Origin of the sequence: Enterococcus sp. AZ177 (genome assembly GCF_050544585.1) — a bacterium.
Lineage (GTDB): Bacteria > Bacillota > Bacilli > Lactobacillales > Enterococcaceae > Enterococcus_L > Enterococcus_L plantarum.
Genome location: NZ_CP172944.1, coordinates 2,332,818 through 2,349,311, shown reverse-complemented (window position 1 = coordinate 2,349,311; position 16,494 = coordinate 2,332,818). Strand labels below are relative to the sequence as shown.

The following is a 16,494-nucleotide window of genomic DNA, read 5'->3' as shown; positions in this document are numbered from 1 at the left end:
AATGAACGTTTAGAGTTTAAATCTTAAGAAAATACTTACATAACTTGAAAAAAGTGCGCATATTCTTTAAACTAGTAATGTTATGCAGCTTATTTTTAGTAGAAATATAAAAGCGATGGGAATAGGAAAGGAAAAGAGTCAATGATACGAGAAACACTATCCATTTTTAAAAATATTTTTGAAAATAGAAAGCTATTAATACAGTTTTCGTTTAATGATTTTAAATCAAAATATGCAGGTTCTGCACTAGGGATCATCTGGGCATTTATTACGCCTTTAGTAACTGTGTTGACCTATTGGTTTGTTTTTTCGCAAATACGACCTCGGGGAGCTAATGAAGAGTTTCCGTTTATTGTCTATCTCGTTACAGGTTTGATTCCATGGTTCTTTTTCTCGGATTCATTGCTGTCTGCAACCAACGTGTTTAAGGAATACAGCTACCTTGTAAAAAAAGTAGTTTTTAACGTACAGATTCTACCAACATCAAAGATTTTATCTAGCTTATATACACACCTATTCTTTATTGTAATTGGTTTTGGGATTACGTCACTAAGTGGTATTTACCCAACGTTGCAAAGCTTACAGTTGATTTATTATCTATTTTGTCTCATTATCTTTTTGACAGGTGTAACATGGCTGACAGCTTCTACCCAACCGTTTTTACCAGATATTATGCAATTTATTAATGTAGCGATGCAAACAATTATGTGGACCTTGCCAATCTTATGGCAGCCATCTGGTTGGATTGAGCAAGTGCTAAAACTAAATCCGCTATATTATATTATCCAAGGCTATCGTGATTCCTTTACAGGTGGAGCTTGGTTCTGGGAACATTGGCAGTATGGCTTGTATTTCTGGGGCTTTACAATAGTTCTTTTATTAATTGGGTCTACAGTCTTTAGACGTTTGAAACCACATTTTTCAGATGTATTATAAACAGGACCCAGTAGAGCTAAAACATACTGAAATATGTGATCGATAAACACAAGGAGATTAAACAATGTCAGAATATGCAATCGATATACAGAATATAACTAAAACATATAATATGTACAAAAAACCATCTGATCGTTTTAAAGAAGCTCTGAATCCAATGAAAAAAACATATCACGAACTCTTTTATGCGTTAAAAGATGTGACGATGCAAATAGAAAAAGGCGAAATGATCGGATTTGTTGGAGAAAATGGTTCTGGTAAATCAACGATTCTTAAAATAATTACAGGTGTCCTAACACCGACTTCTGGTTCTATGAAAATCAACGGGAAAATTTCAGCATTATTGGAATTAGGCTCAGGATTCAATCCAGAGTATTCTGGTTATGAAAATATTTTTCTAAATGGAATGGTTCTTGGTTTTTCTAGAGAAGAAATGGAAGAACGAGTAGAGGATGTTATCAAGTTTGCTGATATCGGTGATCATTTGTATCAACCGGTCAAAACATATTCAAGCGGGATGTTTGTCCGTTTAGCTTTTGCTGTAGCTATCAATGTTGATCCTGATATCTTGATCGTAGACGAAGCATTAGCGGTGGGCGATTTAGAATTCCAACTGAAATGTATGGAGAAGTTTACTGAAATCAAAAATTCCGGTAAGACAATTCTTTTTGTTTCTCACGATGTTAATTCTGTTCGTCGTTTTTGTGATCGCACATTTTGGTTGAAAAATGGAGAAGTTGTTGAATACGGAGATACGATGGATGTAACGACAAACTACGAAAACTTCTTGAAGAAAAAATCAATCAAAACGGTTGACCGCGAAAAAACAATCCAAAATGAAGAAACAGTTCCAGATATTATCGAGATCGATAAAGCAACCTTATTGAATTACGCTTTGGAGCCATTAGAGATTGTTAATCAAGATGAGAAGGTCATTGTAAAATTAGAGTATACTGTCAAAAATGATGCCATCAAATCACCTGTTTGTGGTGTTGCGATTCGAACAGTCGACAATAATTATGTTTGTGGACTAAATACATTGTTGGATGGCGTCAAAATCCCGTGGAAAAAAGGTAAAAACGTCTTTTATCTTGAATACGGGAAAATGTCTCTTTTGACAGGTGAATATTACTTTGATATTGCCTTCTTTGAAGAACACGCCACAGTACCTTTGGTTTACAAAACGAAATACCTTAACATGTTTATTAGTGGTCGCTATGCAGGCGAAGGCATTGTCATTTTAGATCATGAATGGAAGGATACTATTAAAGATGAAATATGATTTTGAAATGGAAGTTGACGAGAGTACCAGTGTTGGTAAAATCGTTGCCCAAATTAAAGAGAATAGTCGAGTATTAGAATTCGGTCCAGGAAATGGTCGAATGACGAAGTATTTGATCGAAGAGAAAAATTGTTATGTCGCAATCGTTGAACTTGATAAAGAGCTATATAATCACGTCGATAAGTTTTCTAATGATGGTTTTTATGGCAATATCGATGAAGAAGCTTGGACGAAACATTTTGAAGGGCAAACCTTTGATTATATTATTTTTGCGGATGTGTTAGAGCATTTGATGGATCCTAAAAATGCACTTATGAAAGTGAAACCTTTTTTAAGTGCAGAAGGACAAATCTTGATCACATTCCCAAATATTGCACATAATTCTGTTTTGATCGATCTATTTAATAATAAATTAGATTGGCGTGAAACAGGCTTACTTGATGCAACACATAAGTCTTTCTTCGTTCAAAGCGGCTTTGAAAAACTTTTCGAAGAAATTGGTTTGTTTATTGCCAAAGAGGATTTTACACTCAATGAAGTGGGCTATAATGAACTTGAATCTACCTATGAAGACTTGCCAGTGGAAGTTCGTGCTGCTTTTAAAGCGCGTCCATTTGGGGAAGTCTATCAGTATTTTTACGCACTTTCTGCCCAACCTGTGGCACATCCGATTCGTACAGTGCCTGAAAATTCAAGCTATAGGAAGAATATTCATTTCCTATATGACTGCGGTGAAGAAGAGCAAAAAGAATTTGATGTTCAACTTAATAACGTGTCAGGTGAAAATAAAACATTCACGATCGATATTCCAAAAAATATCAAGTTATTGAAAATTTTCCCAAGCCTGACGGGAGCAGTAATAGATATCGAATTGACGGTTTCCGGAACAGCTATACAGCCTAGTGCGACAAATGCTGTTTACAACAAAGAAGCACGCTATTTTTTCTCTGACATTCAAGTACCTGTCATGGAAGTAGATGGAAAAAAAATTGCTGGAAAAACAATGACAATCACAATAGACTACAAATACGAAGGTAATTTTTCTGATACAGTTCATGGACTGATTGATTATGCAATTGAACAAAAAGCAGGAAATAATCAGGCAAAAAATACAGGATCAATGGTGAGTGGAAAAACAATGACAAAGTATAAAAAAGTATCCATCAGTAAATTTGATTCACTCGTGTCACTGAATATCGATGATATCGTGCGTCATGTTGAAGAGAAGAAGACTGTGATTCGCGGTTGGGCATATTCTAAAGAAGATAAGTTACCTATTGATTTTAAAGTATCGGCTGAAGTAGCTATTGAATATTCTGTAACAAAAGAATACCGAAGAGATGTTATCGACATGTTTGAACTAAAAGGCGATCAAGAGTATGGCTTCGTGATTGAGGTGATCGATCCGGACGATCAACCAACCTACCTCTTAAATATTGCAGCTAATAACGGTCGGAAATTACAATATCGCTTAGAAAAACCTAATATGGTTCAACCTGGGAATAAGATTCAACGCGCGCTGCGCTCTGTGCAGACACGTGGACTTATCGGCTCGATGAAATGGTATTTTAAACGTCAAGAACAACAAGAAACACCAGTCGATCCTTCAGCTATTTTAGAAGAAATCAAAACATTTCAATTTCAGCCTAAAATTTCTGTAGCGGTTCCTGTTTATAATGTCGAAGAAAAATGGCTAGATGCCTGTGTGTCTTCCCTTCAAAATCAATACTATGAAAACTGGGAGCTATGTTTAGCCGATGATGCTTCACCAAGTGACTACATCAAGCCTTTACTTAAAAAATATGCGGATGCAGATGATCGCATCAAAGTCATTTATCGTGAAGAAAATGGTCATATCTCAGAAGCAACAAACTCAGCATTAACGATTGCAACGGGTGATTATATCGGATTTATGGATAATGATGATGAATTAGCTCCACAAGCGTTGTACGAAGTTGTTAAAGCTTTAAATGAAGATCAAACAATCGATTTTATCTACACAGATGAAGATAAAATCACGGAGAGTGGCAAGCGTTTCAATGCATTCTATAAATCTAAATGGAATTCTGAGCTGATTTTAAACCATAATTACATTACACATTTCGTTGTGATAAAACGTTCTTTATTGGATAAAACAGGTGGGTTAAAAACAGAATTTAACGGTGCTCAAGATTACGATTTTGTCTTACGTGCTACGGAGAATGCAGAAAATATCGCTCATATCCCAGGTATGATGTACCATTGGCGTGCGATTGAGTCATCAACCGCTTTGAATCCTGAAAGTAAAGGGTACGCCTATGTTGCTGGGCAACGTGCAGTACAAGCAGCAATGGATCGTCGCAATATCAAAGCAACTGTGGAAATTGCTGAATTTTATGGCTCGTATAAAATTAATTATATTTATGATACGATACCTAAAGTATCAATCGTGATTACCAATGACACGACAGATATCAATGATTATCTAAAAAAATTACTTGAAAAAACAATCTACGAAAACTACGAGATCGTCTTGCCGAAATCGATGAAAGAAAAAATTAAGTCATCGAGTAACAAAATCGTTTTTAGTGAAGGGCAAACAAGAGACGAATTGGTTGAATCGACGAATGGTGAATACACAGTTCTTTTGGACGCTGGTCTCGTTCCAACAAAAAGCAACTGGCTTGTTGAGATGATGAATATGGTGCAACAACCGACAGCGGGTATCGTAACAGGGAGAGTAGTAGATTATCGTTATCGTATCGAAAATATTGGTATGTCTATTGATATGGAGAAAAAACGGTTGATTTACCCAGAACAAGGAACACCTGGTAAGAGCTTAGGTTATTATTATCGAATCGCTTTACCAAGAAACGTTCAAGCGGCATCAGAAACCTGTATGATCTTTAGAAAAGCCGATTATCTTGCGGTTTCTGGTATCACTGAAGAGTTGGGTAAAGATGTCATGGGCGTAGATTTATCCTTGAAATTTGCGAAACAGCTAGACAAAAAAATTATCTATTGTTCTTATGCAATCTTCAAAGCAGAAGAAAAAAGTCAAAATTTTGATAAAAAAGGTAATTTCAAAGCGTTAACAGATAAATGGTCTGAACAAGAGTTAGTTGATTGTTATAGAAATCCAAAACGACAGTAAGATCAGATCTTTAAATATAAGGAGAGCCATTGTTCCTGCCACTTTAGTTGCGTAGAGACAACGGATACTACACTTACGTTTCGATCGCAGTAATTGCTAAATGCTAAAGCATTGAAGGTCGGACCTCTAAATACAAGGAGAGCTAAACATGAACGATGAGATAAAAATCATTATTGATAGTATCTATCGAGAGAAACAAACAAATAATTTGACGGTAACTGGCTGGGCTTTGAATACAACTTCAAAGTCCTCTCCAGTTATTTCAATCAACAATCAAGAGCAAGTAACGTCTTATGATATCAAGCGTGTTTTAAGGGAAGATGTCAATCAGATTTATGAGGCAAATCCAGATGTTTTAGCAGGATTTGAACTAAAATTAGATGGTATCCAAAAGAAAAACAAACTGGAAGTTCATTTTGTTTCAGAGGATTCAAAGTCAAGTAGAACAGAATGGATAGACTTAGCTAAAAAATATCCTTTAATTCCTGGTACTGAAGATAAGATGGCAAGATTGATGACAAAAGTACATAAAGGCATTAGTTATCTAAAAAGAAATGGTATCAAAAGTACGATACAACGAGTAAAAATCGAAAAAATCAGAAACCAATCTTCTTATCCAAGTTGGTTAGAACGAAATGAACAGTTCGATTTTGAGCAAATCAAAGCTGAAATCAGTACCTTTGGCTATCAACCTAAAATTTCGATCGCAATGCCAGTTTATAATGTCGAAGAAAAATGGCTGCGACGCTGTATTGATTCTATTTTGATCCAAGATTATTCAAATTGGGAACTTTGTATGGCGGACGACGCTTCGACAGACCCTAAAGTAAAAGAACTTTTAACAGATTACAGGAATGCAGACGAACGAATCAAGGTTGTTTTCAGACCTGAAAACGGTCATATCAGTGAAGCAACGAACTCTGCATTAGCAATAGCCACTGGAGAATTTGTGGCATTATTAGACAATGATGATGAGCTGCCAAGAATTGCTTTTTATGAAATTATCAAAGCTTTGAACGAAAATCCTGAATTGGATTTAATTTACAGCGATGAAGATAAAATCGATATGGAAGGCAATCGTTCAGATCCCTCTTTTAAACCAGATTGGTCGCCTGACTTATTGTTGGGAACAAACTACATTTCTCATCTTGGGGTGTACCGTAGAACGATACTTGAAGAAATCGGTGGGTTTAGAAAAGGGTATGAAGGTTCTCAAGATTATGATTTAGTTCTTCGATTCACTGAGAAGACGACAGAAGCTCGAATCAAACATATTCCTAAAGTTCTGTATCACTGGCGTATGTTGCCGACGTCAACTGCTGTTGACCAATCATCAAAAGGGTACGCATTTGAAGCAGGGCTTAGAGCAGTTCAAGACGCTTTAGTTCGTCGTGGAATCAAAGGGCATGCTACTCATGGTCGGGCAAATGGGTTGTACGATGTCTATTACGATATTGAATCAGAAGACTTGGTTTCAATCATTATTCCAACTAAGAATGGGTATAAAGATGTCAAACGTTGTGTGTCTTCTATTATCGAAAAAACGACCTATAAAAATTATGAAATCATTATTGCGGACAATGGTAGTACAGATGAAAAAATGAACGAATTGTATGACTCTTTCGCACAACAACTTGATGCTCGTTTTCGTGTAGTCGTGATTGATATTCCATTTAACTTTTCTAAAATAAATAATATCGCAGCGAAAGAAGCGAGAGGGAATTATTTCTTATTCTTAAATAATGATACTGAAGTGATCAACGCTGATTGGTTAAAACGAATGGTTTCTTTTGCGCAACAAGAACGAATTGGTTGTGTTGGGGCAAAATTATTATATCCAAATAACACGATTCAACATGCTGGGGTGATTTTAGGATTAGGTGGAATTGCAGGGCATGGACATTATGGCTATCCGCATGGGGATTTAGGTTATTTTGGAAAGCTAGCCTTAAATGTTGATTATCTAGCTGTAACAGCCGCTTGTCTCTTAATAAAAAAACAAGATTTTGAAGCAGTTTCTGGTTTTGATGAAGAATTTACAGTGGCATTTAATGATGTCGATCTTTGCTTAAAAGTAAAAGAACTAGGTCGAGATAATGTTTGGTTACATGAAGCGGAACTCTATCATTTTGAATCTCAAACCAGAGGATATGATGATAAAGGGAAAAAGAAAAAACGCTTTGAAAAAGAAAAAGCGATGATGGAACGTAAATGGTCGACTTTGATCGAAAATGATCCGTTTTATAATCCTAATCTTACAAGAGAAATACCTAATTTTTCATATAGAGACTAGACACAGGATCAATAATTTTTGTGACGATGAAATGGAGTTAGAGATGGAATTCAATCAAGTAGAAGAGAAAAAAAGAAACAATCTAAAGCATCAGTTTATTACAATAATAGATAAACTGATCAACGCTCGTTTTTGGCTTGCTTTACTCGTGTTTATTTTGATTTTGATCTTCAAATTACATGGTAGCTCAATCAATATGTGGGATGAATATGTTTCAGATTATACTGAAGGGGCAGATAAACAAGGAGTAATCTTTGGCAAGCCAAGACCAATAAGGTCAGATGAATGGATGGTTCAAACACCTTATAGTCTATCGCAAACGCAAACTGGGTTAAAAAATCATAATGAAATGATAACCATAGATGGCCAAAATATGGTCATTGGGTACAACTCTCCAGCTTTAAATCTAGCAACCCTTGCTAAACCTTTTACTTGGGGCTATGTTCTTCTTGGAAAAGAAAGAGGATTATCATGGTATTGGGGCCTCAAATTGATAGGATTGATGTTATTGTCCTTTGAAATAGGCCTTATTTTAACAAAGAGAAATAAGTACTTAGCGCTTTTAACAAGTGTTTGGATTCCTTTCTCAGCCGCGATTCAATGGTGGTTTGTTTCTCCAGTTGGAGATTTGGTCTTTTTTACTTTTGGTTTTCTGGTTGGGATTTATAATTATTTTTATTATCATGAAAATAAACGTTGGCGGATATTCTTTTCATTGCTTGCAAGTATTTGTGCATCAGGTTTTATTCTGGTATTATATCCAGCCCTTCAAGTGCCGTTTGGGTATCTGATCTTGCTTTTCTTGATTGCATTTTTTATGGACTTTCGTCATAAAGTGAAATTTGATAAATTTGATGCTGTTTCGATTGGTTTAGCTATTTTTATAACAGGCTTGATCGTTACAGTTTCTCTGATTACTTCTTGGGACTCACTTATGGGTGTTTTGCATACAATTTATCCTGGAAATAGAGTATCTGTTGGTGGTGATTTTGCCAAAAAAGATATTTTTCTCTTCTTAACGAATTGGAAGATGCAGTTTCAAGATGTTGTGTACAATAATAATTCAGAATTAAGTAGTTTTTATCACTTCTTTTTCGTTATATTATTGATGTCACCTGTACTATTTTACAAGAAAATCAAGGAAAATAGTTATGGATTCCTCTTATTTATATTCTGTGTATTTAATTTAATATGGATGAGCGTTCGCTTCCCAACTTTTTTTGCGAAGATTACGCTTTGGTCATATGTGCCAGAAGAAAGAGCTTATCTAGCCTTCAGCTTTTCCGCGATTTTACTAAGCATTTGGTTCATTCACTATATTTGGGAACAGAAAAAATTAGCATTGCTGCCTCAAATTTTGATCGTTGGTTTTAATCTTGGCTTGTACTTTTTTGCCTTATATAAAGGAAATCTAAGATTGTATTTGAGTAAGCTTGAAATTATCATGATATTAGTATTAGCTGGAGTACTTATTTTTCTTCTGCTCAATAAACGAAAATATCTATTCTCACTAGTATTAGTAGGTGTTGTTCTTTTCACCGGCAGTGGTGTAAATCCTGTGGCTAGGGGCGTAAATGCTGTTTATGAGAAGGAACTTGCGCAATCAGTGATGGAAATAGAGAAGAAAGATCCAAACCAGGTGTGGGCAGGTGAACGTATGATGCATGCCTACTTACCGATGTTAGGTGTTCATACTTTTAATGGAACGGCCTTTACCCCTAATCTGGATTCTTGGAAACCACTTGATCCAACTGGGAAACATGAAGATATTTATAATCGCTACTCTCATATTTATGTTGAAATTGGCAATAACGAGCAACAATTTGAATTGCTGAATGCGGATGCCTTTGTGGTTAGGTTAGGATTGGAAGACTTGAAAAAATACAATATCAAGTATTTAGTAACGTATGAGAATATCGATAAATTTGCCACAGAAACAATTCAGTTGAAACAGTTATACGGACCAGACACAAATGGTGCTTATATTTATCAAGTTATTTACTAATTGAGCGGTCTGTTGAAAGGATGTTAATATGGACAAAATCCTAAATAGGGTAAGTAACCTAGTTTTACTGGTTACTATTGCTGCTTCATATTTAATGTGGGTGGTGGGAATTGGAACAAAAACAACTTCATTTATTTATGAAAACAGTGTGTATCTTTTAGCAGCGGCAATTGTATTCGTTTTGTTGTTAAAAGTTAAAGAACTTACGAAAAATGACTGGATACTTATTTTTTTAGCAGGTGCTATTTTTATATTTTATACAGTGACCTCCTCAATAAGACATAGTAATCGATTTATTAATGTATCAATTCCTTTGATTATTCTTTTTCTACTTTGCTTTAAAAAGGCAAGATTTACCAAGCAAGATTTCGGCTTGCTTGGTGGGATCACAGGTATATCTTTAGGGGTAACACTATATAGGATCTATACAGAATTGCCTAAACTAGTACCAGCAGACGCTATTTGGAAAAATAGCAATAAGTTAGAAGCTATTTGGATCAACACTAACACAATTGGAATGACACTGCTTTTATCTGTGATAATGCTGACGAGTTTAATAAAATCATTCAATGTTGGCTATTTCAAATTGCTTGTTATTCCAATCTATGCTAGTGGATTGATGGCTATTTGGGTCTGTCAGTCAAAAGCTTCATTGGGGGCGTTGGTATTATTTATACTCATCGATAATGTAATCCCTAAAAAATTACTTCAAAACAATTATGTATTACTCTCTTGTTTTAGCCTGATGTTCAGTTTAGGACCAATCGTTTTTTACGCTTTTTCAAAATCTGATACACTTAATTTATTTACGGGAAGAGAAAGAATTTGGGCAGAGTTTTTTGAAAAGTGGTTCTCTAGTAGTCAAAATATGCTGATTGGTATGGAACCTTTTACCGCTTCTTGGAAGTCATTAGGTACGCATAATAGCTATATTTATGTTTTAGGGAACTATGGAATTATTGGCTATATCTTGATTTTTGGCGTACTGTTGTACTTGTTAAGTTCAAATATACGCAAAAAAAGAAATCTTTCATTATTTCAAGTTAGCCTATTTCTAGGATTCTTGGCGATATGTGTCCAGTCTACGATGGAAGAAACATTATTAGCCAACTACTGGATACCTATTGTTTATGCTTTTGTAGGAATTGCACTACAGAAATCGGAAGAGAGCCCTTTAGAATAGGAAAGTTTTATTTAAGGGAGCATCGTTAAGCCAGTTGGTTTGATCATTAGATTGTTGTTTTTTTTTAAGACGCAATATGGTAACATAAAACTTGAAGTTTTGTATGAAAGACAGTATTTTAGTCATAATATATCAACACTTTAAGTCATTAGGAAGGAAGGTAAAAATGTCAACTAAAAATGAATGGAATAATGCAAAGCGAATTGCGATTATTATTGTAGATGTTTTAGTCTTCAATTTTTCTGTATTGGTTGGATTTTGGATTAAATTTGGATTTAACATTCCTTCATATAATTTTGTCTCATATGAAAAGTCTGCTATTTACATTTCGCTATTTTTTATCTTTTTAAATTTGTTATTGGGTGCATATGTTTTTTATAATCGAACGATCAATGACATTATTTTTGTGACTGTCATCGGGCAGTTTCTAACGATTCTGTTCATAATGACGATAACCTTTGCTGGTCGCTGGTTTACGTTTCCAAGGTCAGTACTGATTTATACATTTATTGTCAGTATTGTATTGCTGAGCCTTTGGCGAATTCTAGTATACTTTTTATATTTGAAAGTTAGTTCAATAAAAAAAGTTGTCATTCTAGGGACGGAAGAAAGTGTTGTATCAGCAGCTCAAAATTTCGTTAGTCATAAGAATAAAAAACATCAAGTGACAACGGTTATTGTAGATCATTATTATGATAATTTGACGAAGTTGCTGGATCAAATCGACATTGTCTATATTTCTAGCCACATTGATGAAAATGAAAAATTTAAAATTTATAAACTCGTTACAAAGGCTGAAAAGAAATTGTTTTTAAATACAAGTTTTGAGAATTTGATCATGTTGAAACCTAATATGATGAACTTTGAAGATGAAAGTATCATTGAAGTTTCTGACTTTAGAATAAAAGGGGAAGACAACTTTATTAAACGATTATTTGATATTGTTCTATCGTTTGTTCTACTAGTAATTGCCTCGCCCTTGATGCTAATAGCAGCTATTCTTGTTAAAGTAACTTCTCCAGGTCCAATCATTTACAAGCAAACGAGAATTACATTAAATCAAAAAGAATTTCCTATCTTAAAATTTAGAACCATGTCTGCAACTGCAGAAGCTAAATCAGGTCCGGTATTATCTACAAGTAATGATAGTCGGGTTACAGTTGTGGGTAAATACTTAAGAGCACTAAGAATCGACGAACTACCTCAATTGATCAATGTTATACGTGGAGATATGGCAATTGTTGGTCCAAGACCAGAAAGACCATTTTTCGTTGACCAATTTAATAGTGAAAATCCTCAGTACTATCTAAGACATAATGTACGAGCTGGAATTACTGGATATGCTCAAGTGTATGGAAAATACGCATCAGATTACAATAGTAAGTTGAATTTCGATTTATTATATATTAAGAACTATTCCTTGATGTTGGATTTAAAAATACTATTGCAAACAATCAAAATTTTATTTGATAAGGTATCCTCGCAAGGTGTAGAAGAGGTTGAACGTAGTGAGAAAGATCTTTCTTTTTTAAGCGAAAACAAAATCGATTTATTTAAATGAAACGAGTGAAAAAAATGCAAAAGATAGCTGTTAGTGTATTAATGTCGATCTATGTTAAAGAGAAACCAGAATACTTTATTCAAGCTATGGAAAGTACGATCAACCAAACGGCTCAACCAGAAGAAATTCTGCTAGTCGAAGATGGCCCACTGACGAATGAGTTATATGAAATCATTCAGCAGTACAAAGAAAAGCTTGGGGAACAACTCACAGTGATTTCATTGGAAGAGAACCAAGGGCTTGGTACGGCTTTAGCTATTGGAGTAGAGAAGTGTAGAAATTCTTTGATAGCTCGAATGGACACTGATGATATTATGGTAGAAAATCGTTTAGAAGTACAATATCAAGAGTTTTTGAAGAATGACAAGTTAACGATCTTGGGTTCAAATATTATTGAATTTGAAGGAACTCCTGATAATGAGCTTGCAAGAAAACATATGCCTGAAAGTAATGAAGCAATTAGAACCTATTCAAAACGAAGAAATCCATTCAATCATATGACAATAATGTTCAAAAAAGAGGCAGTCATAGCAGTTGGGAATTATCAGCCTTTGCCAGGATTCGAGGATTATTATTTATGGGTGCGTCTTTTGAAAGAGAATTCAGTAAGTTTAAACTTACAGCAGACTCTTGTCTATGCAAGAACAGGGGCTGAAATGTATTCTAGAAGAGGTGGAGTTTCCTACTTGATTCCAGGGCTAAAAGCTAGATGGATTATTTACAAAAAGGGTCTGGGGAAAATCAATGATTTACTATTTGTTTCTTTAGTCCATATAATCATTAGTTTAATGCCGAATAAACTAAGAGGCTCGTTTTATCAAAAACAACTTAGAAATTAAAGATAGAAGTTGCTAAAATAAGAAGATTACTTTCGCTGTTGTGTTATCAGCCATTTTAGAAGGGATTTCCTTGTAAAATATACACTTGTTTATAAGGAATCCTGATTCTAATTTAATAAGTATTTAACGTTTTATTGAATTATTGTGACCATAAAGTTATGAGTAGCTAGAAGCTGTTTTAACTTGTACATAAAATAGTTTAAAGACCAATCTACATACATATGAACATTGAGTTATAAACGTACCATATCATTTATACGAAAATTTTTAACAAACTAAAATATGTTTAATGAACCCCATAATCGAGTTGAAAAAATTTGATACGACTAATTTTAAGAATAAAATCATGAACTGTTGGATTTTGAATAAGTTGATGGGCATGTTAAATAATTATGAGAGGAATATTTGATGAAAAAAATTTTTATTTTAGTAGGAGTACTTGTTGCTATTACTGGTTTCAATTCTCAAGCTTGGGCAAACGAAAATGCCGAAGTAGTAAGCTCTACTGAACAGACAACGGAAACAACAAGCAGTATTAGTGAGACAGAAGAGTCGAGTAATTCAACACAAATGGAGAGTGACAATCAATCGAAAGAAGAGGAGCTGAACTCTTCACAAGATATAGAAATCACTGAGAACAATAATTCACCAATGGGCAAACAAGCGCAAAAAAATCCAGATTTTTTGCCGACAGATCCTAACCGACGTTCAGACTTAGTTGCAACACCACAATTCCGTTCTTATGCACTTGCAGTTCCTTATTTTACGGCAACAGAACCGAATAGACCGTCAATCAACTTTGTCGATGTATCTTCACACAACGGTAATATATCAGTTAATGATTACAATATAATGAAAAGTTATGGAGTAACGGGAGTTGTTGTAAAATTAACGGAGTTTACGACCTATGTCAATCCATATGCAAAAACTCAGATTGAAAATGCTAAACAAGCTGGTTTATCTGTATCGGTATATCATTATAGTTGGTTTTCTGATGCAAAAATGGCTGAAGCAGAAGCTGACTTTTTTGCAAGCCAAGCTTCGGCGTTAGGGCTGTCTAAGAATACGGTGATGGTAAACGATGCAGAACAAACGCAGATGGCGGAAGGAAATGTAACGGCTAATTCAGTAGTTTTTCGAAATAGATTAAATGCTTGGGGCTATAATAAAGTTGCTCATTATTCTATGTTTGATTGGTTCAACAGAAAAATATTAGATACAGCTGTTCTAGGTTTACAGAATAGTTGGGTCGCTCAGTATCCATACAATCCTGTAAATACAAATTTACTTCATACAAATTATGCAGCATGGCAATGGTCCTCAGAGGTAACTTTCCCAAATGTTAATACTGGAATAGGCGGTAAATTTGATGTCAATATTTCGTATAATAATTTGTTTCTAAGTTCAGGAGATTCCTATGATCTTATAGATTATGAGAAAGATGTAAACGTTAAAGGGATTATAAAAAGTGGACAAAATCATGGGATTTATAGCAAAATTTACAATACTGAGGGAGATAACCCAAGACTAGGAAGTAGTCCAACGTACGCTGGAAAAGATGTAGAGATCATTAAAGAGGCGAAAACAGTAAAAGCGACGTGGTACCAATTCAAAGTAAACGGTGTCGTCGTAGGTTGGATGGATGCGAAAGGATTTGACACTTATGACGCGATCGAATATGAGAAAACAGTCAGCTTCAAAGCAAAAGTAAGTTCAAAACAAAACCACGGCATCTACAATAAAATCTACTACACGGAAGGCAACAATCCAAGACTAGGAAGTAGCCCAACGTACGCTGGCAAAGATGTAGAGATCATTAAAGAAGCGAAAACAGTAAAAGCGACGTGGTACCAATTCAAAGTAAACGGTGTCGTCGTAGGTTGGATGGATGCGAAAGGATTTGACACTTATGACGCGATCGAATATGAGAAAACAGTCAGCTTCAAAGCAAAAGTAAGTTCAAAACAAAACCACGGCATCTATAATAAAATCTATTACACGGAAGGCAATAATCCAAGACTAGCAAGTAGCCCAACGTACGCTGGAAAAGATGTTGAAATCATTAAAGAAGCGAAAACAACAAAAGCCACATGGTACCAATTCAAATTAGGTGGAAAAGTAATCGGTTGGATGGATGCGAAAGGCTTCGATAAGTATGATGCAATTGAATATGAAAAGACAGTTAACTTCAAAGCAAAAGTAAGTTCAAAACAAAACCACGGTATCTACAACAAAATTTACTACACGGAAGGCAACAACCCAAGACTAGGAAGTAGCCCAACGTACGCTGGAAAAGACGTTGAAATCATTAAAGAAGCGAAAACAGTAAAAGCCACATGGTACCAATTCAAATTAGGTGGAAAAGTAATCGGTTGGATGGATGCGAAAGGCTTCGATAAGTATGATGCAATTGAATATGAGCGAGCTGTCAGCTTCAAAGCAAAAGTAAGTTCAAATCAAAACCACGGCATCTATAATAAAATCTATTACACGGAAGGCAACAATCCAAGACTAGCAAGTAGCCCAACGTACGCTGGAAAAGATGTTGAAATCATTAAAGAAGCGAAAACAGTAAAAGCCACATGGTACCAATTCAAATTAGGTGGAAAAGTAATCGGCTGGATGGATGCGAAAGGCTTCGATAAGTATGATGCAATTGAATATGAGCGAGCTGTCAGCTTCAAAGCAAAAGTAAGTTCAAATCAAAACCACGGCATCTACAACAAAATTTACTATACGGAAGGCAACAATCCAAGACTAGCAAGTAGCCCAACCTACGCTGGAAAAGATGTTGAAATCATTAAAGAAGCGAAAACAGTAAAAGCCACATGGTACCAATTCAAATTAGGTGGAAAAGTAATCGGCTGGATGGATGCGAAAGGCTTCGATAAGTATGATGCAATTGAATATGAGCGAGCTGTCAGCTTCAAAGCAAAAGTAAGTTCAAATCAAAACCACGGCATCTACAACAAAATTTACTATACGGAAGGCAACAATCCAAGACTAGCAAGTAGCCCAACGTACGCTGGAAAAGACGTTGAAATCATTAAAGAAGCGAAAACAGTAAAAGCCACATGGTACCAATTCAAATTAGGTGGAAAAGTAATCGGTTGGATGGATGCGAAAGGCTTCGATAAGTAGTTGGATCAATAAATAAATTAACGATATTTAAATGAATGACCATCTATAGCAAATGTATTTGTCTGGGATGGTCTATACTTTGGATATAAAGATATCAATAAACTTAGTGTGTTTTAAGAAG

General features: G+C 35.0%; 9 protein-coding genes. All 9 read left to right on the top strand.

What is annotated here, in order from left to right; translation table 11 throughout:
- Window positions 1-141 precede the first annotated feature (141 nt).
- The gene (locus IGJ34_RS11395; RefSeq protein ID WP_111248333.1) at window positions 142-936 is read left to right on the top strand and encodes an ABC transporter permease; all 795 of its coding nucleotides are present in this window, start codon (window positions 142-144) and stop codon (window positions 934-936) included.
- A 64-nt stretch (window positions 937-1,000) separates the two neighbouring features.
- Window positions 1,001-2,218, top strand: coding sequence for an ABC transporter ATP-binding protein (locus IGJ34_RS11390; RefSeq protein WP_206838116.1), 1,218 nt, complete (start codon window positions 1,001-1,003; stop codon window positions 2,216-2,218).
- Window positions 2,208-5,351 carry a glycosyltransferase gene (locus tag IGJ34_RS11385; protein WP_430597499.1) on the top strand — a complete coding sequence of 1,048 codons (3,144 nt, stop codon included), beginning with the start codon at window positions 2,208-2,210 and terminating at the stop codon, window positions 5,349-5,351. The genes IGJ34_RS11390 and IGJ34_RS11385 overlap by 11 nt, the downstream gene beginning before the upstream one ends.
- Window positions 5,352-5,499: 148 nt before the next feature.
- Window positions 5,500-7,644 carry a glycosyltransferase family 2 protein gene (locus IGJ34_RS11380; RefSeq protein ID WP_430597498.1) on the top strand — a complete coding sequence of 715 codons (2,145 nt, stop codon included), beginning with the start codon at window positions 5,500-5,502 and terminating at the stop codon, window positions 7,642-7,644.
- Between the two features lie 43 nt (window positions 7,645-7,687).
- A complete protein-coding gene (locus IGJ34_RS11375) occupies window positions 7,688-9,649 on the top strand; it encodes a DUF7657 domain-containing protein (protein ID WP_430597497.1) in 1,962 nt (653 codons plus the stop codon).
- Between the two features lie 28 nt (window positions 9,650-9,677).
- Window positions 9,678-10,832 carry an EpaQ family protein gene (locus IGJ34_RS11370; RefSeq protein WP_430597496.1) on the top strand — a complete coding sequence of 385 codons (1,155 nt, stop codon included), beginning with the start codon at window positions 9,678-9,680 and terminating at the stop codon, window positions 10,830-10,832.
- Window positions 10,833-10,998: 166 nt separating this feature from the next.
- A complete protein-coding gene (locus IGJ34_RS11365) occupies window positions 10,999-12,393 on the top strand; it encodes a sugar transferase (protein WP_206849691.1) in 1,395 nt (464 codons plus the stop codon).
- 14 nt (window positions 12,394-12,407) lie between these two features.
- The gene (locus IGJ34_RS11360) at window positions 12,408-13,232 is read left to right on the top strand and encodes a glycosyltransferase (RefSeq protein ID WP_111248327.1); all 825 of its coding nucleotides are present in this window, start codon (window positions 12,408-12,410) and stop codon (window positions 13,230-13,232) included.
- 408 nt (window positions 13,233-13,640) lie between these two features.
- Window positions 13,641-16,373 carry a GW domain-containing glycosaminoglycan-binding protein gene (locus tag IGJ34_RS11355; RefSeq protein WP_430597495.1) on the top strand — a complete coding sequence of 911 codons (2,733 nt, stop codon included), beginning with the start codon at window positions 13,641-13,643 and terminating at the stop codon, window positions 16,371-16,373.
- The last annotated feature ends 121 nt before the right edge of the window (window positions 16,374-16,494 follow it).

Coding starts and splice junctions, on each gene's coding strand:
- IGJ34_RS11390 (WP_206838116.1), top strand. CDS start 1,001: ATGTCAGAATATGCAATCGATATACAGAATATAACTAAAACATATAAT.
- IGJ34_RS11365 (WP_206849691.1), top strand. CDS start 10,999: ATGTCAACTAAAAATGAATGGAATAATGCAAAGCGAATTGCGATTATT.
- IGJ34_RS11360 (WP_111248327.1), top strand. CDS start 12,408: ATGCAAAAGATAGCTGTTAGTGTATTAATGTCGATCTATGTTAAAGAG.
- IGJ34_RS11395 (WP_111248333.1), top strand. CDS start 142: ATGATACGAGAAACACTATCCATTTTTAAAAATATTTTTGAAAATAGA.
- IGJ34_RS11355 (WP_430597495.1), top strand. CDS start 13,641: ATGAAAAAAATTTTTATTTTAGTAGGAGTACTTGTTGCTATTACTGGT.
- IGJ34_RS11375 (WP_430597497.1), top strand. CDS start 7,688: ATGGAATTCAATCAAGTAGAAGAGAAAAAAAGAAACAATCTAAAGCAT.
- IGJ34_RS11370 (WP_430597496.1), top strand. CDS start 9,678: ATGGACAAAATCCTAAATAGGGTAAGTAACCTAGTTTTACTGGTTACT.
- IGJ34_RS11380 (WP_430597498.1), top strand. CDS start 5,500: ATGAACGATGAGATAAAAATCATTATTGATAGTATCTATCGAGAGAAA.
- IGJ34_RS11385 (WP_430597499.1), top strand. CDS start 2,208: ATGAAATATGATTTTGAAATGGAAGTTGACGAGAGTACCAGTGTTGGT.